Genomic DNA, 15168 nt, shown 5'->3' on the forward strand with positions numbered 1-15168 from the left:
ACCGGGTATTTTATGAGTTTTAAAGAAAAAATTTTATCGAACAGTAATTCGTATTCTTATTACAAGGAAGAAACTGAAAGATTGAATGATGTAAATGAGAGATTAAGCAAGGAAATTGAATCACTTAAAAAAGAAATTTCAGATTTGAGAAATGCTAAAAAATCAGGCCTAAAAGAGAATTACTACGACATTTACGGTAATGCAGGAAGTTTCTGCAACTGGTCTTACATTGAAAAATATTTGGATGACAATTTTGAAGATGAGCTTAAAAAAACTACTGAACACATGAGTTATCAAAATAAAAAAGATTTTAAATTATATTTTTTAAGGGCAATGGCTTCAGCAATGATATGCTGGGATTCCCTTTATTTTGAACAGGAAGAAAAGGATCAGAAAAAATTCACTGAATTTAAAATTAACAATTCAAAACCCGGTGAAATTGCAGGATATAAATTTGAAGGAGATTACAATCTACACCCATTTATCAATTTGAATTTGAATAATCAGGACAGAGAATTTCTCAAAAATAAAGACATAATCGATGCAGGAGCATTTACCGGAGATACCTCACTTCCATTATCAAAGATTACAGATAAGAATGTCTATGCATTTGAACCATTCGAAGAATCATTTGAATTGCTTAAAAAAAATATATCTGCAAATAACATTGAAAACATTATTCCAGTGAATAAATCCTTAGGAAACATTAATGGAGAAAGAACACTGTTTTTATCGGGCGTTAATGTTCAAGGAATTACAAGTGATCCGAATATCCGAAATTATGATAACGAAATTAAAGTTCAGGAAATAACTGTTGATAAATTTGTTGAAGAGAATAGTTTGAATGTTGGTTTGATTACTGTTGATATTGAAGGAGCGGAAATGGATTTACTTGAAGGTGCAGTAAATACTCTCAAAACCCAAAAACCTATCTTAGAAATAAGTATCTATCATAAAATTTCAGATTTCTTCGATATAATTCCATGGATTGCGAATTTAAATTTAGATTATGACTTTAAAATTGTTAAAGAACAACCATGGTCATTTGTAGTCGATACAATTGTACAATGTAGGCCTAAAAATTAGATTTAATGATAATATGAATGAAAATTGGAAAAATAAAGTTTTTAAATTTGCTGTTGTGATGGCAATATATAATACAGAAGACTTTTTAGAAGAGGCAATCGATTCTGTTATTAATCAAACTTTGGATTTTGAAGAAAATATCCAAATGATTCTTGTTGATGACGGAAGCGTTGATGATTCTTTAAGAATATGTGAAGAATATAAAGAGAAATATCCAGATAACTTTGTTGTAATCTCACAGGAAAACAGCGGGCAGGCAACAGCCAGAAATAACGGTTTAGAATATGTCAATGCAAGATATGTTAATTTCATGGACAGCGATGATTATTTTTCTGAAGAAACATTTGAAAATGTATACCGATTTTTCATATACCATGACAAAGAAACAGACATTGTTTCTGTTCCAATTAAATTTTTTGGAAGAATCAACTGGAATCATCAATTGAACTTTAAGTTTTATGACAATAAAGTACTTGACTTAACCAAAGAACCATACAATCCACAATATCATTCGAACAGCGCATTTTTTAAAAGAGATGCTTTGAAAGATATTCGCTTTCCAACTGATGTGCTTCCATCCGAAGACGCTATTTTAATCAATAAAATACTTTTAGAGAAAAAAGCTTTGGGCGTTGTAAAAGACGGATGTTATTATTACCGAAAAAGAAACGATGAAACTTCTACACTGGATTTGACTCATGACCAAATTACATTTTTCACCCCACGGCTTAAAAAGTACTTTTTAAGATTAATTAATTATTCATTAGACAAATATGGCGAAATTCCTAAATTTTTAGAATTTACAATAGCTCATGATTTATACTGGCTATTCAATCAACCGGAAGCATTTTCACAAGATAAAAAGGAAATGGAAGAATTTTATTATTATTTACATAAAATAATCAGTTTTCTTTCAAAAGAAACCATTGAAAAGTTATACATTGAAGAAAATATTAAAAAATATTTTTTATATCTGAAAAATGGTGAAAAACATATTGAAATTCATGACGGCTTAGTTTCACTAATGACCGGAGAAAAGGAAATCGATAGAATCAATTACCACAAACTTTGGTTGGATATTGCTAAAATTAACGGAGATAAATTAAACATCGTCGGGTCATACATGGGATTGATTGACAATAAATATTTGTCAATTGAAGCTATTAATAAGCTTTCCGATGGTAGCGTAACTCATACAATAGCTGAGAGAAAATATTACCCTTCAAGAGATGGAATTACATATTTATCCTGCAGATGGCAATATGCATTTAATTTTGATGTAAACATTCCTATCAATAGAAATCTGGAAAATACCATAGATATTCGCATTAATTTCCATAAAGATGGAGACAACACTAATTTCAGTGAAGACAATGTTATCCCAATAACATTGGAAATGGAATTCCAGAATTGGGGAGATTTATACAAATTCAGCAATTATGCAGTAGTGGATTCAAATATCCTATTATTTAACAACAATCAATTTAAAATTAAGAAATATTCCTTGAAAAACCGATTGAAACATGAATATCACTGTCTTAAAAAGATTAATGAGTTTAAATTACCGGAATACAAACACATCATCCATTTAAGATTAATTTATAATTTAATATATCCAATCATGAAATTTAGAACTAAAAACAAACCAATATACCTGTTTGTGGATAGAAAAGACAGCGGTCAGGACAACGCCGAGGCATTATGGGATTATGCTTTAAGTCAAAATGACAATATAAGGAAATATTTTGTTGTTGATAAAAATTGCGATGATTTCAAAAGACTATCCAAGAAAGGTAAAGTTATGGACTTCGGATCATTCAAACATAAATTATATTATTTATTTGCAGATAAACTGATTTCATCACATCCCGAAGATGATACAATCAATCCATATTTCTCAAAACAATACGGCCATGATTTAAGGCGTATGATTTGCGGTTTATGCACTCTTGATAAAATTTTCCTGCAGCATGGAGTGACACAAAATAATCTATCACCATGGCTGACTAAATTTGATAAAAACATAAGATATTTCCTAACCGTGTCTGATTTGGAAGAAGAGTACTTGACTGATGTTTTAGCATATGAAAATGAGATATACCATACATTAGGTTTTCCAAGATTCGATAATTTGAAAAGCACTTCTTCAAAGAGGATACTATTATGCCCCACTTGGAGATTTAATTTAATTGGAAATAGCTTAAATCACAAAAACATGTTTTTAAGCTCAGATTATTATAACGATTTAAACAATTTATTTAAGAGTCAGGAACTGAACAACATATTTGAAAAATACGGATATAAATTAATTTTCAAACCACATCCCCGTTTAAATGACGTCATAACTGAAAGTGGTGAAAAGTATCTGGACTTTTTTGAATTTGGAGAGCATATTGAAATTGCAGATGATGAAACATATAATTCTCTCTTAAATAGCTGTGATTTAATGATAACAGATTACTCATCCATAGCATTTGATTTTGCATATTTAGATAAACCAATTCTTTATTACCAACCTAATGACGACATTCCACATGAAATAGGTTATTTCAAAATCGATGAAATGGGTTTTGGAGATGTAGTATATGAACTGGATGATTTAATAGGAAAAATCGAGGAGAATATAAAAGACAACTGTAAAAACAAAAGCAAATATACAGACAGAATAAATAACTTTTTCAAATATCATGATAAAAACAATTGTAAGAGAGTTTATGAAGACATTAAAGGGTGATTTTTTTGAACCGATATAAAATATCCATTATAGTTCCTACATTTAATCTGGAGGACAAAATTGAATGTGCGTTTGAATCAATGAAAAACCAGACATTAAGTTTTGATAACATTGAAATAATATTTGTAGATGACAATTCAACTGACCATACATTTGATATCATCACTGAATTATCAGAAAAATATAAAAATGTTTCAGTCTTTAAAACAGATTCAAACACAGGATATGCTGGAAAACCCCGAAATATTGGTTTAGAACATGCCACAGCAGACTATGTTTTATTCCTGGACGGTGATGATAAATTACTGCGCAATGCCTGTGAAAGATTATACGATTCAATAGCTTCAACAGACATAGATATCGCCATTGGAGGTCAGATTAATGTTTTTGACGGAATCCATCAGCACAATCCTCCATTGAATTATGGTGAAGGCAGACTGTTAAAAGATATGAAAACTTCGGAAGTTCTTGATATCCAACCTGCAATATCTGCAAAATTGTTTAAAAGGAAATTACTAATTGACAATGACATCAGATTCCCCGAAGGAATTTCAGGTGAGGATCTGGTTTTTCTAATGGAAACACTGCTCAATTCAAAAAAAATAATTACCCTCAATAATTTCTATGTTTATTACAGGATTCTCTCAAACAATTCTGTTACTTTTGACATCAGCGAAAAATATTTGAAAGGACTTGTAAAAGCCTACACATTAGTTTGTGACTTATACGATAAATTTGAGGTGCCGTTACAGGTTCAGGAAAAAGTAATTTATCAGCACATCAGATTTTTTACTTCACAAACAATAAGAACAAATGTTGCAAGTAACAAAACTATGCTTCATGACTTATTTAATTCAGATTTATTTAAAAATTTAGCAGATAAAGAAGTTTTTAAAAATAATAAATATTATAAACAGTACTTTGAGAATATGTCTAAAGGAAAATATGATAATTTTAAATTACTCACCATCATTTCAAACAATTTTTTAAAAGAAGATGAAAGCAACTTAAAAATATTAAATGAAAAACTTTATTCTGCAAATTTAACTTTAAATGACAAATACAAATCGTTATACCGTGAAAATATAGTGCTTGAAAAAAATAATGAAAACTTGAATGAGGAAAATATTGAATTAAAGAAAAAATATGAATATGCAAGTAGCGCAAATTCAAAATTAACCAATGACAAATCAAAACTGGAAGAAGAATTAAAAGATGTTAAATTTAATATGAACATAATAAATGATGAAAATATTTATTTAAAAAAGGACAATGTTAAAATATACGAAAAATGTGACATACTTAAAAAAGAAAATGATAAAGTAAAATCATCAATATTATGGAAATTAAAAAATATATTTTAGTGATAACATGCACAAAAGCTCATATTTAAAAATGCAATACTTTAAAGAGACTTATCTTAATCCAGATGATGAGTTGAAAATACTTGATATCGGATCATTTGATAAGGATGGAAATTATAATTACGGTTTAATCTTAAATGAAAAAAAATGGACATATCATGGCCTTGATTTAAGAGAGGGAAACAATATTGATATTGTTGTTAAAAGTCCATATAACTGGAAAGAAATTGAAGATGGAAGCTATGATTTAGTCATTACAGGCCAGGCATTTGAACACATTGAATATTTCTGGTTAACCCTTGAAGAAGTAAAAAGAGTTTTAAAACCGGGAGGGTTATTCTTCATTATTGTTCCAAGTACCGGCCCTGTTCATAAAAATCCCTATGACTGCTACAGATTTAACGATACTGCAATGAAGGCAATGGCAAAATACATCAATTTTCAGGTTATTGAATTTGGAACCAATTTTGATAAAATCTCAGATCCATGGTATGACAGCTTTTTAGTAGCCAAAAAACCATTAAATACAACCACAGATGAGCTGAACAACAGAATGGACTTAATGGAACATAAAGTAGATTTAATCCTTAAAAAATTACAAAAATAATTAATTTTAAACTCTCAGACACCTAAAATATAACAGCCATCATCGCATATAACATACAATTATCCCCACCATTATTGAATAATCATATAAATCTTTATATCTTAAAAAAAACTAATTATTAACTATATAAATGGTGATAAAAGATGAATTATAAAATATTTATATTGTTTTCATTAGCATTCATCATTTCTATTTCTGCGGTTTCAGCAGAAAATTCTGATATTCAAATTATTAGTGAAATAGATGATACAATTGATAGCGTGGATAATAATATATTATCTGATGATGGAACTAATGAAAATGAAGAAGGAACATTTGTAGAATTACAGAATACATTTTGGAAATGCTCTGATGGAGATACAGTAGTTTTAGATAAAAATTATTCCTACAATGGAGCTGAGCGTAAAGTAATGAGTATCAACAACCAGATAACTGTTGACGGTACCGGTCATACTTTAGACGGAAAACAGGCTTCAAAAATATTTTACATCAGTGCAGATGCAAAAAAAGTAACATTAATGAATATTAATTTTGTTAACGGATATACTGACGGTGCTGGCGGTGCAATACAAAATGCCGGTGCAGAACTCTTTATACAAAACTGTACATTTATAAACAACAAAATTGTTGGAAGTACAGGCGGTGCAATAGCCAGTAACAATGCCAATAATATTGTTATAAAAGACAGTACATTCAGTGGGAATAAAGCAAAAGGTGTTGGAGGTGCAATTTCTATCAGCGGAAATAATGCATTAATAACAAATTGTATTTTCACAAACAATGAAGCAACAGAAAGTTTAGGAGGAGCTGTTCTTACCTTAGGTAATGACAACATTATTAGGAACAATACTTTTAAAAATAATAAAGCTGGCCGTGACGGCGGAGCCGTTGACATGGAAGGTACAACCGTTGAAACAAAAGCTCAAAGAAATGAAATCAGCAACAATATTTTTACAGGAAACACTGCTGTATATGGAGGGGCAGTTGGTTTAAATGCAAAAGATTCAACTGTTGCCAACAACATATTTACAAGCAACAAGGCAATTGATTCAAAATCACTTAGTACAGCAGGAATCGGCGGTGCTATGAGAGTTATAGGAGATAAAAATAACAAAATAATCAATAACACATTCACAGACAATACCGCTTACAGACAAGGCGGAGCATTTTATCTTGAAGGAACTAACTCAATTATTTCAAACAATAAATTTTCCAATAACATAGCTACAAATGATGCAGGCGGATCAATGAATATTAAAGGTAATTACATTAGCGTTTCAGACAATGAAATTATCACCTCCACTTCAAAAAATGCAGGAGGAGCAGTATTCCTTAAAGGAGACAATGCAAAAATTACCAACAATATAATTAAAAAAGCAACATCAAAATCCTCTTTTGGAGGTGCAATAGGTTTAAACGGAGCTTCATCCACTATTGAAAATAACCAACTGGCAGACAATACTGCAGGTGATAACGGTGGTGCAATTTATGTATCAGGTGCTAAAGCAACCATAAATAACAACACCATAACCAATAATAAAGGAAGGAGCGGCGGAGCAATATTTATTGACAGTGCAAATGCAAATATTATCAACAATGAATTTTCAAAAAATACTGCTACAACCGGATCTTCAATATATGGTAAAGGTACCAATCCAAAAGTGACTAAAAATACTTTTGTCGGTACTAAAAGGTCTGATGGAGTAATTAAATGGGACGGTGATCCTCAATTTATCGGCAATACATATACCGCAGACCCTGACAGCGGAAAACTTGAAACAATATTTGAAGCATCTCCAGTAACTACCGTTTATAACGGAAACAAATATCTTGTTGCTACTTTAAAAGATGAAAACGGAAATGTTGTAAGCCTTGTAAAAGTAGTTCTTTCATTAACAGGTAAAACTTTAAGCACCACTACAAAAGCAAACGGACAGGCAAAATTCTCAACAAATTCAATAGCTCCTGCAGCATATCCTGCAAAACTTACTTTCGCAGGCAATGACAAATATACAAGTGCATCTGCAACCGTTAAAATTACCATTAAAAAAGCAAATGTAAAATTAACTGCAGCTGCAAAAACATACAAAGTTAAAGCAACCAAAAAATACACCATAACTTTAAAAACCAACCAGAACAAGGTTATGACAAAAACAAAAGTTACCTTAAAAGTTAATGGTAAAACATACTCTGCTACTACCAACGCTAAAGGTCAGGCAACATTCAACCTTAAAATAACTAAAAAAGGTAAACTTACTGCAACAATTAAATATGGTGGAAATAAATTCTACAATCCATTATCTAAAAATGTTAAAATAACCATTAAGTAGATGTACCCACATCTACATTTCTATTTTTTTAAATTAAATCTTTAAAAATCACATAATATAAAACTCTCATTGTAAAAAAATTTTAAATTTGCACCTTAAACAATTCATGAAAGGCAGCCAATAAAAATTATTATATATTCTTAAAAACAATAATACTATTTATGATGAGTTATTTGCATAAATTGGAAATCAATTCAAATCCAAAAAAAATTAATTACAGAGATTTAATGATTTTTATAGTTCCAATTCTTATCTTTTTTATGTATCTGTTCATATATAATCCTGGAATATTAACTACAGAATCATTTAATCAATTACATCAAATTGCAACCGGTGAATTTAACAATGGTCAGCCATTTTTCCATACTTTTATTGAAATGATATTTCTCAAAATATTTGGCAGCCCATTATATATTGCTATTTTTCAGATATTAGTATTTTCCACAATTTGGACAGTAATCTGCAAATATCATCGTGACGATTCATCCGAAAGCAGTAACCAATTCATCGCACAATTTATAGTAACATTAATTATTTGTTTAATTCCAATAAATGCAGTTTATTCCATTACTTTATGGAAAGAAATCTTATTCAGTTATGGATTGCTGTTTTTATGCTTTTTAATCAAGATGATGATTGACAAGCAAGGACAAATTGATTTAAAATTTGCAATAATTATGGCAGTTACAATTGCAATTACTTCCCAATTAAGCCCACATGGCCTTTTAATTGGAGTTATTTCATTAATTGTTATTACATTATACTTATTTAGAAAAAATAGAGACAACAAGATATTTTTAATATTGCCGGCCATAGCGATAGTTTGCATACTGTTAATTGCTTCATTAAATGTTATTTATGATGTGGACGACATGCAAAAATCAGGCACTCATGATTTAAAAACAAAAGCGATGGTATTTGGAATTACAAGAAATGCAAACTGGGACGGACAGGTTTATTACATTTTTGAAGACGGAGCCCATCTTAAAGAGGCACGGGACAAATACTTTAAAGACATTAACCAAACTCCAAAAGAAAGTTATGAAAGTTTAACTTCGCCAAAACTTGGACAACATAATTACAATGCAGTAAATTCATATGCGCTTGCCTTTAAAAACAATACGGTTTTAGATACACTATTCAACAGTCCTGCATTATACATGTATTTGGCAATCATATTGCTGGGATTCATGTATTATATAACCCGATCAAAAGAATTGTTTTTAGTTTATGTTCCAAATCTTTTAAATATAATTGGAGTGCTCATAACAAGTCCGTTAAATGAAAACAGATTCCTATATGGCAATCTGCTAGTCTTTTACCTGCTTACAATAATTTTCATAGGCATCTGGTTTAAAACAGACAAAACTGCATTACCGGTTAGTTTGAATACGAATAAAACAACTAAAAAACAGGAGAGTCCTGAAAATATCACTAACCCATATGGAAGCCCATATGAACCTGATGATGATTACATGAACAGTATTGAATCAGAACTTGAAGATTTAACACTGGATGAAATTAATTCAATGCTTGATAGGCCTATTCAGGAAGAAGAAATTCCAATGGACAATACAATTCAAAAAGAATTGCAAAGTACAGACAGTGAGGAAGAAACATCTTCTGAATTGGTGGATCAAATCCTAAAAGAAATCGAAATGGAAAAACAAGATAAATAAATCCTATTAAACAATAGGATTCTTTTTTTATTTTTGTCAAAATTGATTTTTGATTATCTCCGGAATTAATTTTGACTGAATGCTTAAAATATATTAAGCATGTACAAAATATTACATAATATATGAATTAAAATTACAGGAGTTTTTTTGTGAAAACTAAAATTTTAATAGCTATATTATTACTTATTTTAGCAATAGGAGCAGTTAGTGCAGCTGATAAAAACATGACCTCAGATGATACAACATCAGATGAATATTTAACTAATCATTTATCAGCAGATAATAATGAAGAAAGTTTAAATGAAAATCCGCAGGGAACATTTTCTGAACTGTCTGAATTAATAAATAATGATTCGGATACTTTGGAATTAGATAAAGATTATATAAAAGATGAATTAATTTTAGAAGAAGGAATAAGCATTACAAAATCAATTACTATTGATGGTAAAGGACACACTTTAGATGCAAACTTCTCATCCAGAATATTCAACATTGAGGCATCCAATGTAACTCTAAAAAATATTAATTTTAAAAATGGATATTATAGCATTTCAGGAGGTGCAATTAATGCAAAAGGTGATAACTGCCACATTATAAATTCCACCTTTACAAACTGTAAAACAGATACAATTTTCACAGAAGAAGAAGGCATTGGGGGTGCAATAAACAGCATTGGAAATTATTGGAGTGTGACAAACTCCACATTTATAAAATGCAGTGCAAATACTGGCGGCGCTATTTACACAAAAGGAAAATGCTGGAACATATCGAATTCTACATTTAATCAGTGCAGTGCAAGATATTATGGAGGTGCAATCTATACACTCAGCAGTTACTACATTAATGAGATAAAGGTGACAAGCAATGATTGGAATATAAACTGCTGTACATTTATCCAGTGCACTTCATATGCCGGAGGAGGTGCAATTTATTCAAATGGTGACAATTGGAATATTGAAAATTCCTTTTTTACAAAATGTATTGCAAGCGGATTTAGCGGAGGTGCCATATTATCAACTCATGCAAATTGCAGTGTTAAAAACTCATCATTTACAAACTGTATCGCCAAATGGGACGGAGGCGCAATTTTCTTTAAAGGCAAAAATCCAAGATTACTGGATTATTACTTCAAAAACAACACTGCAAATAAAGGATTAAACTGGCACAGCATATACAACATCACTACCGGCCCTGAAATAATCGCTTCAAACTTAAATACAGTATACAATGCAAATTCATATTATTCTATCAAAGTATACGGGCATGAAGGAGAATTGGCAAATTGCGAAAAGGTCGTTGTAAAAGTGAATGGAAAAACATTTAAAACGCTGACTGCCAAAAATGGAATAGCCAGATTTAAAGTGACACAAATTCCTGGAACATATAAACTAAGCATTGCATCATTAGGTAAAACAACAACCAAAAAATTGACTGTTAAACACGTTATTGCTCTAAAAACAGTCACTATCAAAAAATCAGCTAAAAAACTAACTTTACAGGCAACATTGAAAAACGGTAAATCACCAATCAAAAACAAACAGGTAACCTTCAAGTTCAACAGCAAAACCTACAAAGCAAAAACAAACTCAAAAGGAATTGTAAAAGTAACAATACCGAAATCTGTCTTGAAAAATCTAAAAGTAGGTAAAAAAGTAACTTATCAGGCAACTTACCTGAAAGATACTGTTAAAAAAACAGTTAAAGTTCAAAAATAGAGATTTAAATCATTTATCTATTTTTTTAAGTTCCCAAAGTATATAATCAGTCTTTAAAATATATTATTGTGAAGGGATGCAAATGAAAAAAATTTTAATATTTTTATTACTATTAATTTTAACAATTGGTGCTGTTAGTGCATCAGACAACACAACTGATACTGAATCAGACATGATTGAGGATAATGTAGATAAAAAAACTTGGGATATTCAAGTTGATGAATATATTGAAGCTCTTCCATGCCAAAATCAGATTATAGAAATTTACAATTATCCAACTGATACAAAGGCAAATATTTCCATTTCCATTGATGGAGTAAACCAGACATTAATCAATTCATTAAACCAGTATCTTGAAGACGAATATGATGAATATTGGATATTTGATGCTGCAAATCTGACATTAGGTGAGTACAAATACGAATTGAATTATCTAGGAGATGCCAATTATTTACCTGCAACAAAAACAGGAACAATAAACATAACTCCAATGATTATTGAGTTTCCAACAAATGTCCCCATTGAATATAACCATTATACAGATACAAAAGATTCCGCAATATCCACAGTAACCATAAAGTATCTAAATGACATAAAAGGGAACTTAACTCTTTATGTAAATGGAGTAAAAAGAATCCTGAATTTATCAGATTACGATTACGAAATATATTTCCCAATTGGCAGATATGATGCAATTTCCGATTATGCAATAAAATTAGATAAAAGCGGACAATTTTATACTTTCAGTGAACCTCTCAATATCCATAAGCCTACAACATTGACCGCAACATATAATGACGATTCTATTAACATTAACAAAACAGGTATAGTTAATTTAATTTATGAGTTAAATTGCGCAGATGAAGTTAGAAAAGGAGATGATTTGGAAATTTATATCCCAAAAAGCATTAAATCCAAAATAACAGTTGAAGTTGATGGCAAACCTGTCAAATTTTATTCAAAACGCATTGTGCTTGACTATGAATACATTTATTTTTATGCAAAAATAGGTTCCCTATCCTATGGAAACCATACTGTAAAGATCAATTATAAAGGAAGTGCTGATTCTCCTTCTCAAAGTGAATATAAAACCTTTACTGTAGTGCATCAGCCTAAAGTAACCCCTAAAACAATTAGTGTATATTACAAAGATAGTTTAACTTGTAATTTTAAAATTTACGGAACTGACGGGAAAGCAGTAGGTACAAAATATGAAACAGGGTTTATGATAGATGACAATTGGGATACCAGAGTATGGAAAAACACAAAAAATAAAGGAAAAATAACATACAAGGTTCCAAATAACCTAAAACCCGGAATTCATACATTAAATGTATACATAGATGAGTTAAATATTGATATTAATGTTAAATTGGTTGTAAAACATGTTGTAACACTTAAAACAGTTACTGTTAAAAAATCTGTAAAAAAATTAACATTGCAGGCAACCCTTAAAAACTCAAAAGCGATTAAAGGAAAAACAGTAACCTTCAAGTTCAACGGAAAAACCTACAAAGCAAAAACAAACTCAAAAGGAATTGCAAAGGTAACAATTCCAAAATCAATATTGTCCAAACTCAAAGTGGGTAAAAAGATAACATATCAGGCAACATACCTAAAAGACACTGTCAAAAAAACCGTTAAAGTATCAAAATAAGGACGAATACTCCTTATTTAACTTATTTTTTAATCTGTAAAATATATTAGTTATCACCAAAATAAATATATTCAACCAAAGTTTGGAAGTTTTAAAATGAAAAAAATTTTAATAGCTTTATTATTAGTAATTATAACGATAAGTACTGTCAGTGCAGCTGATAATAATATAATATCAGATAATCTAACCGACAGTCAAAATTCGAATATTCAATTATCTAACATCAATGAAAATAATGGTGAGGCCATAAGTCTGGAAGAGGGTGAAACACTATCACACAATTCAACCGGAACTCACGACCCAGACATTCAACTGTCCTGTTATCAAAATGAAATACTCAAAAATCAGAACTTGATGGTTATCTACAGCACTTCAAACTATGAGGACATCACAGGAAACCTGTCCTGTTATATTGATGATGAATTCCTAGAAAGTATAGACCTTACAAACAGTTACCCTCAATCACTTTTTTTTGATGTGAGAAATTATGACATTGGAAATCATACCTGCAAGCTGTACTATTCCGGAGATGACTACTATAAACCTTTCAATCAGACACTTCCATTTGAAATAAGCAATGTTGCATTGGTTTTTAAAGAAATAATGTATGATTACGAGAATATTAAAGTTGAAATGCCTGAAGATGCAACAGGAACCGTTTCAATCAATATTAACGGAACAAAAAAACGTTATAATGTAGATTATATTTTAGGATACGATACCAAAAGCATTATTTATGAATTGGACAATTTGAAATATGGCACATATAATTTGGAAATAACATATTCCGGCAATTACGGAAATATTACAAAAAAGGCAAACTTCACAAAAGATTATAGTTTTTATCTCTATGACCATGGAAATCTAACAAAATATGTCAATGAAAATGACTTCCTCTTTTTCATTGGCGTTACAAACAAAATTACCGTGTTCATAGATGGAGTAAACATAAATTATAATCCAAATGACGATCTCGAAGCTACACGATACACAAACTCTCCAAATTATTATGATGGAATGCTATTTGACTGCGCCCCAATCTGGCTGAACAGGATATCCATGTCTAAAGGATATCACACATTAGAAGTAAAATATTCCGGCGACAAGACACGTCCTGCAAAAACAATCAGGGAAGTGTTTTATCTAAACAAACCACAACTTGCAAAATTCAATGACCTCTTTGTAAACTCCAACTATCCAATCAATTTCATATTTTCTGCAAATACAACAGGAAACATTACTGCATACACCAGTACTGACGGCAAGAACTACAAATTCTTTGCCCGTGCAGACATTGCAAATAATAATGCAAAAATCAACATTCCCTATACAAAAACAGGAAAACAATATGTCAAAGTAATCTACAATACAAACAATGGAAATGGAAAAGCAGTTACCTCATTCAACGTAATACCTGCAAAAGTTGAATTTTACAAATGGATAGGAGTGGACCCGTACAATAAAGAAACTTTCACTTTAAAAAGCGGCAAAAAGGTAACCGGAACATTTTCCATTTATGCAAACAAGAAATTGTATAAAAGCGTCAAAATTACCAAACAAACCACTAAAATAACACTGCCTAACATATTTGACAAACCAGGAAAAAACACTATCACTGCCGTGTGGAAAACAAACTACGGATCTGGTAAAAAAAGCATGAAAATAACCGTAGATCACTTTGTTATCCTTAAAACTGTTAAAGTCCAAAAATCAGCTAAAAAACTAACTTTACAGGCAACATTGAAAAAAGGCAACACACAACTCAAAAACAAGCAGGTAACCTTCAAGTTCAACGGAAAAACCTACAAAGCAAAAACAAACTCAAAAGGAATTGCAAAAGTCATCATCAAATCCAATGTCTTAAAAAAACTCAAGGCAGGTAAAAAAGTAACATATCAGGCAACATACCTAAAAGACACAGTTAAAAAAACTGTTAAAGTTCAAAAATAAGGATTAAAACTCCTTATTTTTAAACCTGTTAATCATAATGAAAGGA

9 protein-coding genes are annotated in these 15168 nt (G+C 30.4%); all 9 read left to right on the plus strand.

The window, feature by feature from the left end:
* Positions 1-12 precede the first annotated feature (12 nt).
* The 9 genes from QZU75_RS06480 (at position 13) to QZU75_RS06520 (ending at position 15122) form a co-directional block, all read left to right on the plus strand.
* Positions 13-1086 (plus strand): FkbM family methyltransferase, encoded by a 1074-nt coding sequence (locus QZU75_RS06480; RefSeq protein ID WP_296882424.1) that lies wholly within the window; start codon positions 13-15, stop codon positions 1084-1086.
* Positions 1087-1144: 58 nt separating this feature from the next.
* Entirely contained in the window at positions 1145-3820 is a 2676-nt protein-coding gene (locus QZU75_RS06485) for a CDP-glycerol glycerophosphotransferase family protein (RefSeq protein ID WP_296882425.1), read from the plus strand.
* A gap of 5 nt (positions 3821-3825) precedes the next feature.
* A complete protein-coding gene (locus tag QZU75_RS06490) occupies positions 3826-5184 on the plus strand; it encodes a glycosyltransferase family 2 protein (protein WP_296882426.1) in 1359 nt (452 codons plus the stop codon).
* Between the two features lie 7 nt (positions 5185-5191).
* Complete coding sequence (locus QZU75_RS06495; protein ID WP_296882428.1) at positions 5192-5791, plus strand: class I SAM-dependent methyltransferase; 600 nt, start codon at positions 5192-5194, stop codon at positions 5789-5791.
* 143 nt (positions 5792-5934) lie between these two features.
* Positions 5935-8121, plus strand: coding sequence for a right-handed parallel beta-helix repeat-containing protein (locus tag QZU75_RS06500; RefSeq protein ID WP_296882430.1), 2187 nt, complete (start codon positions 5935-5937; stop codon positions 8119-8121).
* A 227-nt stretch (positions 8122-8348) separates the two neighbouring features.
* The gene (locus QZU75_RS06505) at positions 8349-9800 is read left to right on the plus strand and encodes a hypothetical protein (RefSeq protein WP_296882431.1); all 1452 of its coding nucleotides are present in this window, start codon (positions 8349-8351) and stop codon (positions 9798-9800) included.
* Between the two features lie 149 nt (positions 9801-9949).
* Positions 9950-11515 (plus strand): hypothetical protein, encoded by a 1566-nt coding sequence (locus QZU75_RS06510; protein WP_296882432.1) that lies wholly within the window; start codon positions 9950-9952, stop codon positions 11513-11515.
* A gap of 82 nt (positions 11516-11597) precedes the next feature.
* A complete protein-coding gene (locus tag QZU75_RS06515) occupies positions 11598-13172 on the plus strand; it encodes a hypothetical protein (protein WP_296882433.1) in 1575 nt (524 codons plus the stop codon).
* Between the two features lie 96 nt (positions 13173-13268).
* The gene (locus QZU75_RS06520; RefSeq protein WP_296882435.1) at positions 13269-15122 is read left to right on the plus strand and encodes a hypothetical protein; all 1854 of its coding nucleotides are present in this window, start codon (positions 13269-13271) and stop codon (positions 15120-15122) included.
* Positions 15123-15168: the final 46 nt, after the last annotated feature.

This window comes from uncultured Methanobrevibacter sp., from assembly GCF_902764455.1.
Lineage (GTDB): Archaea > Methanobacteriota > Methanobacteria > Methanobacteriales > Methanobacteriaceae > Methanocatella.